Source organism: Gimesia sp. (assembly GCF_040219335.1).
GTDB lineage: Bacteria > Planctomycetota > Planctomycetia > Planctomycetales > Planctomycetaceae > Gimesia.
Genome location: NZ_JAVJSQ010000030.1, coordinates 37,722 through 50,518, shown reverse-complemented (window position 1 = coordinate 50,518; position 12,797 = coordinate 37,722). Strand labels below are relative to the sequence as shown.

Annotated in this window: 12 protein-coding genes; 4 read left to right on the top strand and 8 right to left on the bottom strand. The window is 51.0% G+C overall.

Going from position 1 to position 12,797, the window contains the following annotated elements; genetic code table 11:
• Positions 1-286: 286 nt before the first annotated feature.
• Together RID21_RS24890 and RID21_RS24885 are read left to right on the top strand one after the other, a co-directional pair.
• A complete protein-coding gene (locus RID21_RS24890; protein ID WP_350193639.1) occupies positions 287-1,420 on the top strand; it encodes a DUF4238 domain-containing protein in 1,134 nt (377 codons plus the stop codon).
• 108 nt (positions 1,421-1,528) lie between these two features.
• Complete coding sequence (locus tag RID21_RS24885; protein ID WP_350193637.1) at positions 1,529-2,641, top strand: VRR-NUC domain-containing protein; 1,113 nt, start codon at positions 1,529-1,531, stop codon at positions 2,639-2,641.
• A gap of 75 nt (positions 2,642-2,716) precedes the next feature.
• On the opposite strand, the gene RID21_RS24880 is transcribed toward RID21_RS24885, so the two are convergent.
• Together RID21_RS24880 and RID21_RS24875 are read right to left on the bottom strand one after the other, a co-directional pair.
• Positions 2,717-3,760: a glycosyltransferase family 4 protein gene (locus tag RID21_RS24880; RefSeq protein ID WP_350193635.1), complete on the bottom strand. Its 1,044-nt coding sequence runs from the start codon at positions 3,758-3,760 to the stop codon at positions 2,717-2,719.
• A gap of 104 nt (positions 3,761-3,864) precedes the next feature.
• Positions 3,865-5,649: a redoxin family protein gene (locus RID21_RS24875; protein ID WP_350193633.1), complete on the bottom strand. Its 1,785-nt coding sequence runs from the start codon at positions 5,647-5,649 to the stop codon at positions 3,865-3,867.
• Positions 5,650-5,837: 188 nt separating this feature from the next.
• On the opposite strand from RID21_RS24875, the gene RID21_RS24870 reads away from it, so the two are divergent.
• Positions 5,838-6,773, top strand: coding sequence for a sugar phosphate isomerase/epimerase family protein (locus tag RID21_RS24870; RefSeq protein WP_350193631.1), 936 nt, complete (start codon positions 5,838-5,840; stop codon positions 6,771-6,773).
• 25 nt (positions 6,774-6,798) lie between these two features.
• Here RID21_RS24870 and RID21_RS24865 read toward each other — a convergent pair whose 3' ends face one another.
• From RID21_RS24865 to RID21_RS24855, 3 genes are all read right to left on the bottom strand, one after another.
• Positions 6,799-7,248 (bottom strand): nuclear transport factor 2 family protein, encoded by a 450-nt coding sequence (locus tag RID21_RS24865; RefSeq protein WP_350193629.1) that lies wholly within the window; start codon positions 7,246-7,248, stop codon positions 6,799-6,801.
• 141 nt (positions 7,249-7,389) lie between these two features.
• Entirely contained in the window at positions 7,390-7,947 is a 558-nt protein-coding gene (locus tag RID21_RS24860) for a dihydrofolate reductase family protein (RefSeq protein WP_350193627.1), read from the bottom strand.
• A 21-nt stretch (positions 7,948-7,968) separates the two neighbouring features.
• Positions 7,969-8,958: a metallophosphoesterase family protein gene (locus RID21_RS24855; protein ID WP_350193625.1), complete on the bottom strand. Its 990-nt coding sequence runs from the start codon at positions 8,956-8,958 to the stop codon at positions 7,969-7,971.
• Between the two features lie 280 nt (positions 8,959-9,238).
• Between RID21_RS24855 and RID21_RS24850 the strand changes: the two genes are divergently transcribed.
• Positions 9,239-9,442, top strand: a complete 204-nt coding sequence (locus RID21_RS24850) for a hypothetical protein (RefSeq protein WP_145189933.1) — start codon at positions 9,239-9,241, stop codon at positions 9,440-9,442.
• Positions 9,443-9,466: 24 nt separating this feature from the next.
• Here RID21_RS24850 and RID21_RS24845 read toward each other — a convergent pair whose 3' ends face one another.
• From RID21_RS24845 to RID21_RS24835, 3 genes are all read right to left on the bottom strand, one after another.
• Entirely contained in the window at positions 9,467-10,612 is a 1,146-nt protein-coding gene (locus RID21_RS24845; RefSeq protein ID WP_350193623.1) for a lactonase family protein, read from the bottom strand.
• A 90-nt stretch (positions 10,613-10,702) separates the two neighbouring features.
• Complete coding sequence (locus RID21_RS24840) at positions 10,703-11,032, bottom strand: rhodanese-like domain-containing protein (RefSeq protein WP_350193621.1); 330 nt, start codon at positions 11,030-11,032, stop codon at positions 10,703-10,705.
• Positions 11,033-11,082: 50 nt separating this feature from the next.
• Positions 11,083-12,555, bottom strand: a complete 1,473-nt coding sequence (locus tag RID21_RS24835) for a sulfatase family protein (RefSeq protein ID WP_502892631.1) — start codon at positions 12,553-12,555, stop codon at positions 11,083-11,085.
• Between the last annotated feature and the right edge of the window lie 242 nt (positions 12,556-12,797).

The following is a 12,797-nucleotide window of genomic DNA, read 5'->3' as shown; positions in this document are numbered from 1 at the left end:
CTAAGGATACTTGATGACTGTTTATCAATAGCAGTCCGATCAACAACCTGATGAGGACGATGCTCTTAAAGTTTGACCACCAACCTTTTGCTATATCAAAGCCTCACTCAGAGAAATCTGAGTGAGGCTTTTTTTGCGCGCCTGGGCATGGTGCGAACCGATTAATTAAAAAACGTGTCTTAAAGAACAGTATGGTTGTATAATGTTTATTTTAGGCTTCGTACAAATAAATCGATTTCTATGAAGTGTTGTAGATAATTACCCATTCTTCAGAAAGCTGATTTAAATGACGGAGTATGCCAATCAACATTTTGTTCCACAGTTTTATTTCAAGAACTTCTCAAATGGCAGCAGACAGATTTCTCTTCTTCTTAATGAGTGTGGGAGAGTTATAAATAATGCTCCTATCAAAGGGCAGTGTTCAAAGAAAAACTTTTATGGGTCTCAAGAAATAGAGTCTCAATTTTCATCACTTGAAGCTAACTACAGTAAGGCAATATGCGCAGCACTTCAGATTGCCTGGGATGGTAGTTCTCCCTTCTTTTCTGATCAAGAACTGGCTTGGCTCTTCGAAGCTATTTTATTTCAAAGAGCTCGGACAGCACACCAGATTGCCAAAACTTCTCCAGCAAACATGGCACTCTTCCTAAGGTGTTTTCGTGATTATCTTGAGCATGAAGGAGATGATGATTTAGTCAGATATATTGACGATGAACAAGTTGAATTAGTGGAAGACAACTGGGTGTCAGCTTTGCGGGGTATTGGTATTGCTTTAGAGAGCGTGCCATTAATTATGGATTTGGATCTATATCTATTAAGAAATCAAACAGATTATCCATTTGTTTTTAGTGATGCTCCAGTCGTGTTTCTCAATACTTATCTGCGTAATGTTAAAAATCGTGGAGTTTTGGGTCTCCAGTCACCTGGCTTACAAATATTTTTCCCAATTAATCCATGGACGGCCATTATGTTGATTGATAGAGACAAATATGGAGTGACATTTAAACAATCGATGTTTTATGACATTTTTGAAAGAAGTGACATATCAAAAATCAATGCGCTACAATTTTATCATTCTATGAACGGAATATATTTTAGTGATGAGACATATGTTGATTACGTTACAGATTTGTGGCGAGTGCATCGATCAAAAATGAAATTTGTAAGGTCACAATTTCATTTGAGATCAGACTGGCTTTTAGATGGACAGCCTACTGAATCAAATTTGTATCATTGTTTTGAACCTCAGATAAATTACAAGCTCGACCTGTCTTTTATTCAATGCGAACCAATTGACGAAAAACAGTATCATTTCTCGCATCGTAATCCAGAGATCGTAGCTGAACATAAACAATGGCTTGATGAAATGGATGAACTGGAAAACAAGTCCCAAAAGAAAATCACTAGTAGCAATGAATAATGATGCATTATTATGAATGAATGTAAACATAAACATGTAATATGTCTCAATCAGTACGAGCTAATAAGAAAGTATCAATGTCGAGCTTGTAATGAGGTGATGATGTGTATGTGTGACAAAGATTATGGAGAAATACATCTTCCTCATCAGCTTAGTCAAGGTTCGAAGTTAGATACACAAGAAAGGATTCCGGTTACTATCGGTTTTCAAAAAAACATTTGCCAAGAATGTAGAGGGGAAAAAGTTACAGCAGCACCTGTCTCATCGATGCCAGGGAGGACAACAAAAGTAACTCGTTTCTATTGGCGTGAAATAACTTTCGAAACTACAAAAAGATTTTACGCTAGTCATCCAGAGCTAGATCCAACTTATCTTGGTCATTTAGGAGATGAATTTTCCAAAGAAAGAAAAGCAATTGAAAAGGAAGTTATCGAGGAACTGAAATCGTTACATGAAAAAAATCCAAAATATGATTATACCGAGATCACTCAAAGAGAAGTAATAGACCAAACAAGCACAGAAGTCATCTTAGTAAAAGCGAAACATGTAAAAAGAGATGAACGGAAGGTTGGTATAGAATATGAAAACGAAGTTCTAAAAGTAGAACAATTTGCAATGAGATACTTCGAAAACAGAGGCTATAAAACAATCGAAACGGAAAGCGTCCCTTTTCATGTATTGTTTGGTATCTTTATGTGGATACTTATGGAGGATCCAGATGATCCAAATATTAGATGGTCGAGTTTTGGTAATAGAACTGACTTTGACATGGATGTGACACCAAGATCAATGGTGCGTATGCAGATGCCGGATGATTTTGGATGTGAAGGATATTATTTTCGTCGTGAAGCAGAAATAAAAGAACATATTGAAAGCTTAGATGATGTTGAGTGGCTCTTCGATTACTGGTTTGAGCATAGTAATAATCTGAGGCAATATTTATGGGCTCATAGGCAGGATGATGTTGATAAAGCAAAAAAGATATTAAAGATATTAGGTAAACAGAACTTAAAAAAGGTGTTGCACTTTCTTATACGAAACTACTGGAAAAATTTCTGTGGATGGCCAGATTTATTGGTTTACAAAGATGGTGAGTTGATATTTGTTGAAGTGAAATCATCCAATGATAAGTTAAGTGAAGATCAGAAAAACTGGCTCATTGGTAATTATGAACATATGCATTTTGATGCGAAAATATTTAAGGTTGGAAAAGCGAATTGAATCAGGTCCTGCTTTAAGTGCTCGGAATGGCTAAAGTGAATGATTTTACCGACTAACAAATAGAAAACTCATACTTCAAGGCCCGTCCACAGTCTCTTCCAGGAACTGTATCAAACGCTGGTTGTTGCGTTCGACATCGAATTCTTTCTCGACCGTTTTCCGGCCGCTGAGACCGATTTGTTTGCGCAGCTCGGGTGAGGTGAGTAACTGCTCCAGGGAGGTGTACCAGGCGTCGGTTGAATCGGCACAGAACCCATTCTCTCCCTGTTCAATGATCTCGGCATTGACGCCGACCGGCGACGCGACGGCTGGGATGCCCAGGGCCATGTACTGCAACAGCTTTAAGCCGCATTTGTAGCGGGACCATTCATCGTCCTCTAACGGCATGATGCCGATGTCGAAGGCGGAGAGGTCCTGGTATTCCGTTTCCGAACTCCAGACCAGGTGGCGGACTTCGACTCCGTTCAGCTCAAGCTCTGCGATTGGATCGGGGGAGGCTGAGATGATACAGAGTGTGAATTCATATTTTTCTGCCAGGCGGTTGAGTGCGGGGACGACGAGTTTCAGATTCGGGATGTTGGTATCCAGCCCGGTCCAGCCGATGACTGGTTTTGCGGTGGAGGGCTGGCTAAAATCCTTGAGGGGGTATTTGCCGGTGATGACCGACGTGGGGAGCAGGCGGACCCGGTCGTTATGTTTACGTGCGACTGCACAGAGATTCTGATTGCCGGCGATGAGCAGGTCGACTTTCTCCGCCAGGACCTGGAATTTCTCGGGATAGCGGAGAAAAATCGCATCGTCAATATCGAGAACGCATTTGGCGGGTCGGTTCAGGAACCGGAGTTCCATGTCGTAGGCCGGGACGTCGAAGATTTCCCGTTCGATGAAAATCAGATCGAAGGGGCGCAGACAGGCGTAGAGATAATGCAGGTAGCGGGTGATGCGTTTGAGCAGGTAGCTGAGGCGGTAGCCGAGCCAGGGGATGTGCTCATATTTTTCGGGGTAACTGGCGAGAACCGTACAGGAGATGCCTGCCTGTTTGAGAAAGGGGAGGTAATTCAGCACCCGAAATCGAGAGGAGGGAACATTCTTCCCGGAGATCAGGAACAGGACACGCATGAGGATTCTCGGCAAACAGTCGGCTTCGGTTGATACTGCAGATAACGCTTACGTCCTGACAATCATAACCAGTTCTCAACCAGAAAGCAGCCTGCAGGCGCCGGTCAGGGAACCGCCTGTCCGGTACGGGGATCGATGGTCAGATTCAGCCGCTCATTCGCATAGGTGTAGAAGAAGAACGCGTACAGCATTTCATGGTAGGTCTGCGGTCCCTCCCTGACGGTGGCACCTGGATCCGGATTAAAGGGATTGAACGCCGAATTGTCGTAATGGGCGATGGCTTCGATGCGGGTGCCTTTGGGGAAGAAGTGCCGCTGATCTTTCCAGAGATAACCGATTTGCCAGTCGAAGCTGTAATTGGGAATCACCAGCAGTTTTTCCTGTTTCCCTTCCGGGTAATGGGCCAGGAAGGAGAGATCTTTGCCGCGGAGGTGCATGTGGGCGAAGAGTCCGATGCCGTGGGCATCCTGTTTGAGTGTGCGGGTGTTCCTGACCTCGTGGTGCGGGGCTTCCGGGGGGATCTCGAATTTCGTATTTTTGATGATCAGGAAGCGATACCTTTTCTGAACTTTGCCCTGCACGTATTTAAAGCCGACCGAGATGCGGCAGTTTTCCGGTTTGCCGGTCGAGGTGTAATGAATCTGTAACGCCAGGGCACTCCCTTTGGGGATCATGACTCCCAGTCCCTCGGGCAGCATCATCGGTCCCGAGCCCGGCACTTTTCCGGTGAGGAAATTCGATTCGTCCCATTTCTTCGTTAAGGTGACAGCCGCCATGTTGCAGTGATGGACGACGCCGGGATTGTCGGGTTTGATTTCGATTGCAGAGACCCAGGTATCCTCGGGGAAGACGTAGGGGAGAATGGTGTAGCGGTAGGGAATGTATCCTTCTGCGGGGAGGGCGTGTCTTTCCAGCATGCTGATTTTGAGATCAGGTTCGCCGATGAGCCACTTACCGGCGTCGACTTCAGTGAGCACAGGTTTGAAATCGGAGGGTTCTATACCGGCGGGCATGCCTGACTCGACCCAGTCCGTGACCTGTTTACGTTCCCGGCGGGACATGCCCCGGTGATTGGCGAACTCGGCGTGTGAAGTCCCTCCATACCAGGGAGGCATGCGCTGGTCGGAGACGACCTCGGCGATCATCGCACCGTTATTCTGAACTTCAGCGAGCGTTGTTAAAGCGAAGGGGGCTTCAGTGCCGGGGCGATGACAGTCCGTGCAATGTTTTTGTATGAGTGGCTGAATGTCATGGTAATACGTGAGTGACCGGTCGGGCTCTGTTTCGGCTGCGTGGGTAATCAGGCAGCCATCCACGTTGGTTTCTGTCACGGAAATTGGTGTTCCGTGCAGGACTCCTTCAATCGCGGCCGTCAGATTCTCCTGAGAAGGTCGCGGCAGCGAACCTCCGATGCGGTACTGGTCATCGATGCGGCCGCGGTAATGGAGACGGTAGCTGGCATCCAGCACGGCGACTTCCGGCGTGCGGGTCAGTCCCAGAGCGGCGACGGAGGTTCCCTTGCGATCCTGGACATTGGGGAAGGGGATTTCATGTTCTACCGCAAATTCGGCGATCTCGCGAATGGAATCAGCGGGGCCGGTATGCAGGGCGATGAATTGAACTCCCTGCGGGCGATATTGCTGTTCGAGGCGTTTGAGTTTAGGGATGTAGCGTTTGACGAGGGGGCAGGTCGTGTTGCAGGCGACGATGACGAATGCCTTGCGGTTCGGAAAATCAGCGAGTGAACGGGTGAGGTAGCGAATGTCTTTGAACTGCAGAGGGCCGGCGCTGGACTGAATTTCGGGGCGTGCCTGCTCCCGGGCCGAGGCTGATTGCAGGCAGCAGCAGATCAGGAGCAGCGTACAGAATCGAAGTAGAGAATCGGGCATGATCGGCAATTCGTTCGAATGAAAGTCGACTGATGAGGGAAGTCCGTTCAGGGGAAATACTTCATTGGAGTGGCCTGCGTTTCAGAAAAATCAATATTTCCGGATGACATCTGACTTTGAACTGGCGTACGATGGCAGATCGAAGTTGTCGCGCATGCATTGTAGCGTTCTGAAGCGGAGAAGCAAAAATGAAGTTTTCACGAAGAGCGTTTCTACAGGCGGGCAGCGGTGCCCTGGCGATTCCGTTGCTGGATCAACGGTCTATCAAGGCTGATTCAGGGCAGAAAGCCAAGGCGGCTCCCGCACTTGAGCGTGCGCTGGGGATCACGACTTCTTCTCTTTCAGGGCATCTCTCGCCCCGGGCTGCCCAGGGAAAAATTTCTCTGCTGGATCTGCCCCGCATGCTGCGGGAGGAACTGGGGATGACGATCATCGATCTGAATACGTCCACAGTGTCAGTGACCGCTGGCAAGTATCTGGAGCAGTTGCGGAATGCAGCGGATCGGGCGGGATGCGTGTTGACCAACCTGAAAATGAACCAGGGAAAGCTGGATATGAACAGTCCCGATCAGGCCACCCGCGCACACGCGTTGAAAACCTATAAGGCGTCGATCGATGTGGCTTCCGAGTTGGGGCTGAAGTGGGCGCGTCCGCTGCCTCGGAGGCAGCGTCCCGATATGCAGATTCATATCGACAGTTACCGGGAGTTGTGTGATTACGGTGCGGAACGCAACGTCCAACTGCTGGTCGAGAATTATGGCTGGATGCAGAACGATCCCGAGTCAGTCGTCAAACTGGTCAAGGCGATTGGTCATCAGGTGGCTGCCTGTCCCGATACGGGGAACTGGGACAGTGATGAACTGCGTTACGCGGGGCTGGCGAAGACGTTTCCGATTGCAGTCACCTGTGACTTCAAGGCGCGGGCCATTGGTCCCCGCGGTGAGCATCCGCTGTACGATCTCAAACGCTGTTTCGAAATTGGCTGGCAGGCCGGATTTCGGGGGCCCTGGTGCTTCGAACATGCGAACAAAGACCAGGGACAATTGTTGAAGGAACTGGGTATGCTGCGTGACATGCTGCAGACCTGGATGAAAGAGGCCGGGCAGGAACCCGCGAATTCCTGAAGTTCCTGCGCTGCGACCGGTTCGATCAGGGAATGGGCGTTTCCTGGTAGGAGACTTCAAGCCACTCTCCCTTGCGTTTAATCCAGCATTCCAGAATCTGCACATGTTTGGCCAGCTGCTTACCTTCGAAGGTTCCTTCAATTTGCGCTTCGTAGGTGATGATGGCCGCGCTGGGAGTGGTGTGAATGATCTTTTTCGGGCTGGCTTTGAAGAGGCTCAGCTTGAGTTCGGGTAGAGCCTCCAACTGATCTTTCTGGCTGAAAAACTGGTAGCTGGGCGCGATGGAGATGTGCCGCTCGTCGGTCATTCTGCGAATCGTTTCCTTGTCCCGCTTGGAAAAGGCTTCGTCCAGCGTTTTGACCGCTTTCATCAGTTCGGCATCCAGGACCGCAGTTTTATCGGGTTTATCTGCTGCTGAAAGCAGCGTGGATGAGAGCAGGCAGATGAGAGTGCAGGCAATAATTCGCGTTGACATGGTCTGTTCCTTTCGTGAATCAGACGGGCAGGCAATAGCGGGGAGGCTTCCCACACGGGGTGGGTGTCTTCTGCGGTGGAGTATACTGCGATTTCGCCTCGGGCGGGAAGCGGAATCCTGGGAATTTCGTCGCAAAAACAATCAGTCTGAAGATACTGCAGACTGCACTGCATATCTGCTTTGCACGAAACCGTTTTCAAAGGAACGCGTCTCCCGATGCTGGAGCGGAATGTCCTGTGCGAGTTTGCCGAACAGGGGCAGTCCCTCGCCAATCAAGGTGGGAATGCGCGTGATGATCAGCTCGTCGATCAGTCCGGCTGCAAGAAATCGCTGGATCGTAATGCCGCCGTCGATGTAGGCATTGTGTAGATCTTCTGCTGTCAGATCCTGAAACAGCTGCGTGGGCGAACTGTTTCTGACTTCGACCGAGGCGGGCAGATCATCTGGTAGACTAATCGACTGGCTGCTGAGGACGATCACCCGTTTATCGCCGTAGGACCAGGTGCCGAAGGAGAGAACCGTTTCAAACGTATGACGGCCCATCACGAGAACGTCGATTCCGTTCATGAATTGCTGATAACCGAAATCTTCTGCTGGCTGATCGCCGGCACCATCACTGCCGGGAAGCCAGTCCAGGGAGCCATCTTTACGGGCGATGAATCCGTCCAGACTGACTGCAATAAAGACGCGTCCGTGCATGGTTAATCTCTTCAACGGGAATTAATGATGGGCGTCGGGAACCAGGGGCGGTTTTTCTTCCGCGACCGAGTAATCACGTTCTTCGACCGGGGGATGTCCCAGCGGTCCGAAAGTGCCGAACTCGTCGCACTGGTCGAGGCCGGGAATGAAGGTGACATCGATCCCGGCTTTTGAAACATCGCAGCGATGAAATCCGAAGCGGGTGTCTGCTTCGGGCCAGCGCTCTGCCAATTGTCCGGTGTTGCCTGCCGCCTGGGTGCGGTAAATGCGAATGCCGTCGATGAGTTGCACGGCGCGTCCCGTATGGACGTGACCGCAGAACAGAATCTCCACTTTGGCTGCTTTGAGGATCTCCCACAACCTTTGCCTGTGTGGCGGATTGATTGAGAAATACCAGTTGTCGTATTCCTCGCCTTTGGTTGGGTCCCAGTCCGGTTCATCGGGGGATTCCATGAAGGGCCAGTAATGCATGACGGCGACATGATGTTTCCCTGCAGGCAGATCGGGGAGTTGTTCCAGCATGCGCCAGAAGCGGTCTTCATGGGGCAGGCCGGTGCCTGCGACGGCGGCATAGAAGCCGGTGAAGCGGATCTCCTTATGCATGAAGGTCCACTGTAGCGGGCCAAAGTAATTGCTGAACAGGTCCAGGCGTTCGGCGGTCATATTCAGGTCCGGGTCATTCCAGCCGAGGCCTTTGGGATCCCAGCGCGGTTTGACCCCGTTGACGGCGGTGTGTTTGTTGCCGACATCCATGTTTCCGGGGATGATGAATGTCGGGAAGGGGAGTGTATTCAGGTCTTCGCGTGCCTGCTGGTATTCGAATTCATGCGTATCGCCGTCACGCGTCAGGTCGCCGCCGTGGAGCAGGAGGTCGGCGTCGATTTCCGACATCTGCTGTTTAATCGCCGCCCAGCGTTTATTGATGGCAGGGCGGAAGCGATAGGAACGTGCGGTTCCCATATGACTGTCATTGACATGTAGAAACGTCCAGGGTTCAGAGGAGTGAGTCATGAGTTACTTGTCCTGGTTCGGTTTTCAATGAGTTCGGTTTTCAATGAGGATCGCAGCGCTAACGACCTTAAATAACATACAGGGGGAAGGCCACGGGGCCGTTTCCGTATCGTACTGTGACTGTTGCTGCGGAAGCAACTCAGGCTGAGACGAGAATCAGGTGTTCCGATTTTCCTCTTGCAGGATAACTGAAGACAATCGACAATATCGGACAACACACACAATTCACTGTTCCCTGTACTCACAGGGAACGATTATTTGATACAGAGGAGCCCCAATCATGGTCTGTACGCATTTGAAAACACTCTACAAGTATTGCGAAGAAAATCAGCTGCGCCTGGGTGGTGCCGACCTGATTCAGGTGATTTGCAAACAATGCGAAGAGGAAGAAACCTGCCCTTCTCTGCTGATGGAACAGTATGATGCAAAACACCCTGAAGAGAGCGAAGACGAACCACCCAAGGCTGAAACGCCGTCCGAGTAGACTTTCCTTTCCGTCTGTTGCGGATTAACGAATCATGATGCAGGACGGGCTGGGGATGGAGATCGGTTCGCCGACGGCTGTCAGCTTGCCGGTCTGTTGGTCGATGGCGAAGACCACGACGTTATTCCCCGGCATATTCGCACAGAGCAGATACTTCCCGTCCGCGGTAATGGCCAGGTTCTGCGGTCCTTTGCCCAGGCTGGGGATGATTTCGATCAGCGATAATTTTCCTTCTGGGTCGACACTGTAAGCCGCCAGGCTGTCATGACCGCGATTCGTCCCGTAGAGGAACCGACCATTGGGAGTGAATTTCAGGTCGGCACAGTGGCTGACATCGGTGAAGTCCGGGGGCAGGGTATTAATGGTCTGCCCTTCGATCAGAAAGCCGTTTGCGGGATCGTAATCGAATTCCGTGATGGAGTTCTTGAGTTCGTTGATGACATACATCTGCTTTCCATTCGGATGGAAGGTCAGATGGCGCGGGCCGGCACCGGGGATGGTTCTCACAAACGGCTGCTGAGCGGGAGTCAGTTTCGCGGACTGGGGATCCAGTTTGTAGGCCATGATTTTATCGAGCCCCAGATCGGCAGCGAAGACATATTTCTGGTCCGGGCTGATGACGCTGCAGTGTGCGTGCGGTTCTTTCTGACGCTTGGGATTCACGCTGGAACCCTCGTGCTGCACGAACGTGGCTGCTTCTCCCAGCGAACCATCGGCTTTGACGGGGAGAGAAGCGACACTGCCTGTCGTGTAGTTAGCGACTACAACTGCTTTACCGGTGTCGTCGATATCGAGGTAACAGGAAGCGGTTCCCAGTGATGATTGCCGATTGAGCAGTTTCAGTTTGCCGGTGCGTCCTTCCAGTTCGAAGGCGGAGACAAATTCATTGTCTTTGCCGCTGAATTTACCGGGGGCATGAATCGAGTACAGGTAGCGATTGTCGGGGGACACGGCGAGGAAGAAGGGATGCTCGACATCAGCGGTGCGTGCGACCTGGGTGAGCTCGCCTGTCTCGGGATTGAATTTGTAGGCATGGATGGCACCCTCGTCACCGGGGGCGAAAGCTGAAATGAAGACCAGGGGCTCATCGGCTGCGGTGGCCTGTGTGGTATTGCTGAGCACCATTCCGACGACCAGCGGAAACAGATAAAAGACATGTTCGTAAGACATCGCAAACTCCCACAGTGGATTCATCAGGTGTGGCATTAAAAACGGAGAGCACATTGTATCAACGCGGACGGGCCGCGGCTATGTTCAGGTTCAATACCGCGGCTTGGTATCATCGATTTCGCAGGACCAGGCATCGATGCCCCCCTGCATACTTTTGACATTCGTAAAACCATTTTGTGACAGCCAACTGGCGACCTGCAGACTCCGCATGCCGTGATGGCAGTAGACGATGATTTCCTCGGAACGGAGGTCTTCCAGTTCTCCGATCCGTTCCTGAATTTCACTCATCGGGAGCAGGCGGGCTGCGTCGATATGGACGTGGTCATATTCATTCTGTTCCCGGCAGTCGAGCAGAACAAAGTTTTGATCTGAATCCAGTTTCTGCTTAACGGTCCGGCAGTCGGTTTCCAGTGAATGCATGGAATTCTTTCGTATGCTGGTTGAGTCCGAAACTCTGTTTGGAATCATGATTATTTCGTGGATGTTGTTTTGAGGGTCGGGGGTACCGGATTTTCAATGTGCGCCGCTTTGCGCTGGTTGGCACCGGGGCGATTGGTGCCTCCCAGATCGGCACGTCCCTTTTCGGCGAGGGCCTGCAGTTCTTTGACGATCTCCGGATGCTGGTCGGCAACATTGTGCTCGCAGCTGATATCGGTGACTACGTTAAACAGGAGCGGCTGAGAGCCTTCTCCTTTTTTGAAGTGCGGGTGCCGACTGAATTCTTTGAGTGGCACAAACAGTTTCCAGGGACCTTTGCGAACGGCCTGTAACTGATCCATCGCGTAATAGTAGAAGACATCGTAGGGGCTTTTCGCACCCTCTTTGCCAAAGATCAGTGGTTGGATATCGTGTCCGTCGATGATGCGATCGGTGGGTACTTTGGCGCCCGCCAGGTCGGCGAAGGTGGGGAGCAGGTCCATGGTGGTTGCCAGTTCGGTACAGACGGTGTCGGCGGGAACGCGGCCCGGCCACCACATGATGGTGGGGACGCGGAAGGCTCCTTCCGAAGTAGTGTAGCCGCGACCGTGCAGTGGTTTGTTGGTTCCCCGTTCGGTGCTGTTCATGTCCCGGGCCATGGGAGAGCCATTGTCTGATGTCCAGACGACGAGCGTGTTGTCATCAATGCCCAGCTCTACGAGTTTGTCGAGCAGTTGTCCGGTCGACCAGTCGAGTTCTTCGATGCTGTCTCCCCAGGGGCCATTTTTACTTTTGCCCCGGAAGGCATCACTGGCGAACGGTTTGCTGGTACTGCCGGGCATGGCCTGTGGGAAATAGAGGAAGAAGGGCTCGTCTTTGTTTTGTTCAATAAACTCGACCGCTTTTTCGGTGTAGTCTTTGGTGAGCAGATTACGATCGACGCCCGCTCTGATGACGGTATCGTTCAGCATGACGGGCAGGGGAGGCCAGTTTTTGCCATCCAGGCGATCGCCGAGTCGCTGTCCGACGGCCTGGGTCATGTCATCGCTGTAGGGAATGCCATAGAAATAATCGAAGCCCTGTTTGGTGGGGAGAAAAGGGGGCTGATCTCCGAGGTGCCATTTCCCGATCATGCCGGTCTTGTAGCCTTTCTGCTTCAGGACTTCGGCAACTGTGACTTCTTCAGGATTCAGACCATAGGGAGAGATCGGGCGCAGTACCTGTCCGTCGCGGGGATTCCAGTGCATGCCGACCCGCTGTGAGTAACAGCCGGTCATAATGGAGGCCCGTGAAGGAGTGCAGACACCTGCGGTCACACAGAAGTGTGTGAATTTGCGTCCTTCGCGTGCCATGCGGTTTAAGCAGGGAGTCCGATTGACGGTCGAGCCGAAAGGTTCGATATCGCCGTAGCCCAGGTTGTCGCAAAAGATGACGATGAAGTTGGGCTTCCGGTTGGACTCCGCAGCAGACAGAGGATTGGAGAAAAGTCCAGACAGCAGACAGATCAGGGCGAGCAGATTCAACAGAGCTTTCACGTGATGATCCTTTGGTCGAATGAATCTATGGCGAGGAATAACGAGCAGCTTGAAAGCAGGCGGCAGTCTGCAGCGCAGGAGCCGCCTGTAAAGCTATCTTAAACATTACTAAGAATCTTTACAAAATAAAACCGGACGAAGAAGAAGAGGATTGTGTCTTGTCTTGAGTTTCGCATAATGAAGGTTGCATATGTTTTCCCCACACCACTTTGAGAACCTTCTGAGGATACCCG

What these genes read in the sequence shown, in the direction of transcription:
- RID21_RS24890 (WP_350193639.1), top strand. Translation starts at nt 287, where the DNA reads ATGACGGAGTATGCCAATCAACATTTTGTTCCACAGTTTTATTTCAAG.
- RID21_RS24885 (WP_350193637.1), top strand. Translation starts at nt 1,529, where the DNA reads ATGTGTGACAAAGATTATGGAGAAATACATCTTCCTCATCAGCTTAGT.
- RID21_RS24880 (WP_350193635.1), bottom strand. Translation starts at nt 3,760, where the DNA reads ATGCGTGTCCTGTTCCTGATCTCCGGGAAGAATGTTCCCTCCTCTCGA.
- RID21_RS24875 (WP_350193633.1), bottom strand. Translation starts at nt 5,649, where the DNA reads ATGCCCGATTCTCTACTTCGATTCTGTACGCTGCTCCTGATCTGCTGC.
- RID21_RS24870 (WP_350193631.1), top strand. Translation starts at nt 5,838, where the DNA reads ATGAAGTTTTCACGAAGAGCGTTTCTACAGGCGGGCAGCGGTGCCCTG.
- RID21_RS24865 (WP_350193629.1), bottom strand. Translation starts at nt 7,248, where the DNA reads ATGTCAACGCGAATTATTGCCTGCACTCTCATCTGCCTGCTCTCATCC.
- RID21_RS24860 (WP_350193627.1), bottom strand. Translation starts at nt 7,947, where the DNA reads ATGCACGGACGCGTCTTTATTGCAGTCAGTCTGGACGGATTCATCGCC.
- RID21_RS24855 (WP_350193625.1), bottom strand. Translation starts at nt 8,958, where the DNA reads ATGACTCACTCCTCTGAACCCTGGACGTTTCTACATGTCAATGACAGT.
- RID21_RS24850 (WP_145189933.1), top strand. Translation starts at nt 9,239, where the DNA reads ATGGTCTGTACGCATTTGAAAACACTCTACAAGTATTGCGAAGAAAAT.
- RID21_RS24845 (WP_350193623.1), bottom strand. Translation starts at nt 10,612, where the DNA reads ATGTCTTACGAACATGTCTTTTATCTGTTTCCGCTGGTCGTCGGAATG.
- RID21_RS24840 (WP_350193621.1), bottom strand. Translation starts at nt 11,032, where the DNA reads ATGCATTCACTGGAAACCGACTGCCGGACCGTTAAGCAGAAACTGGAT.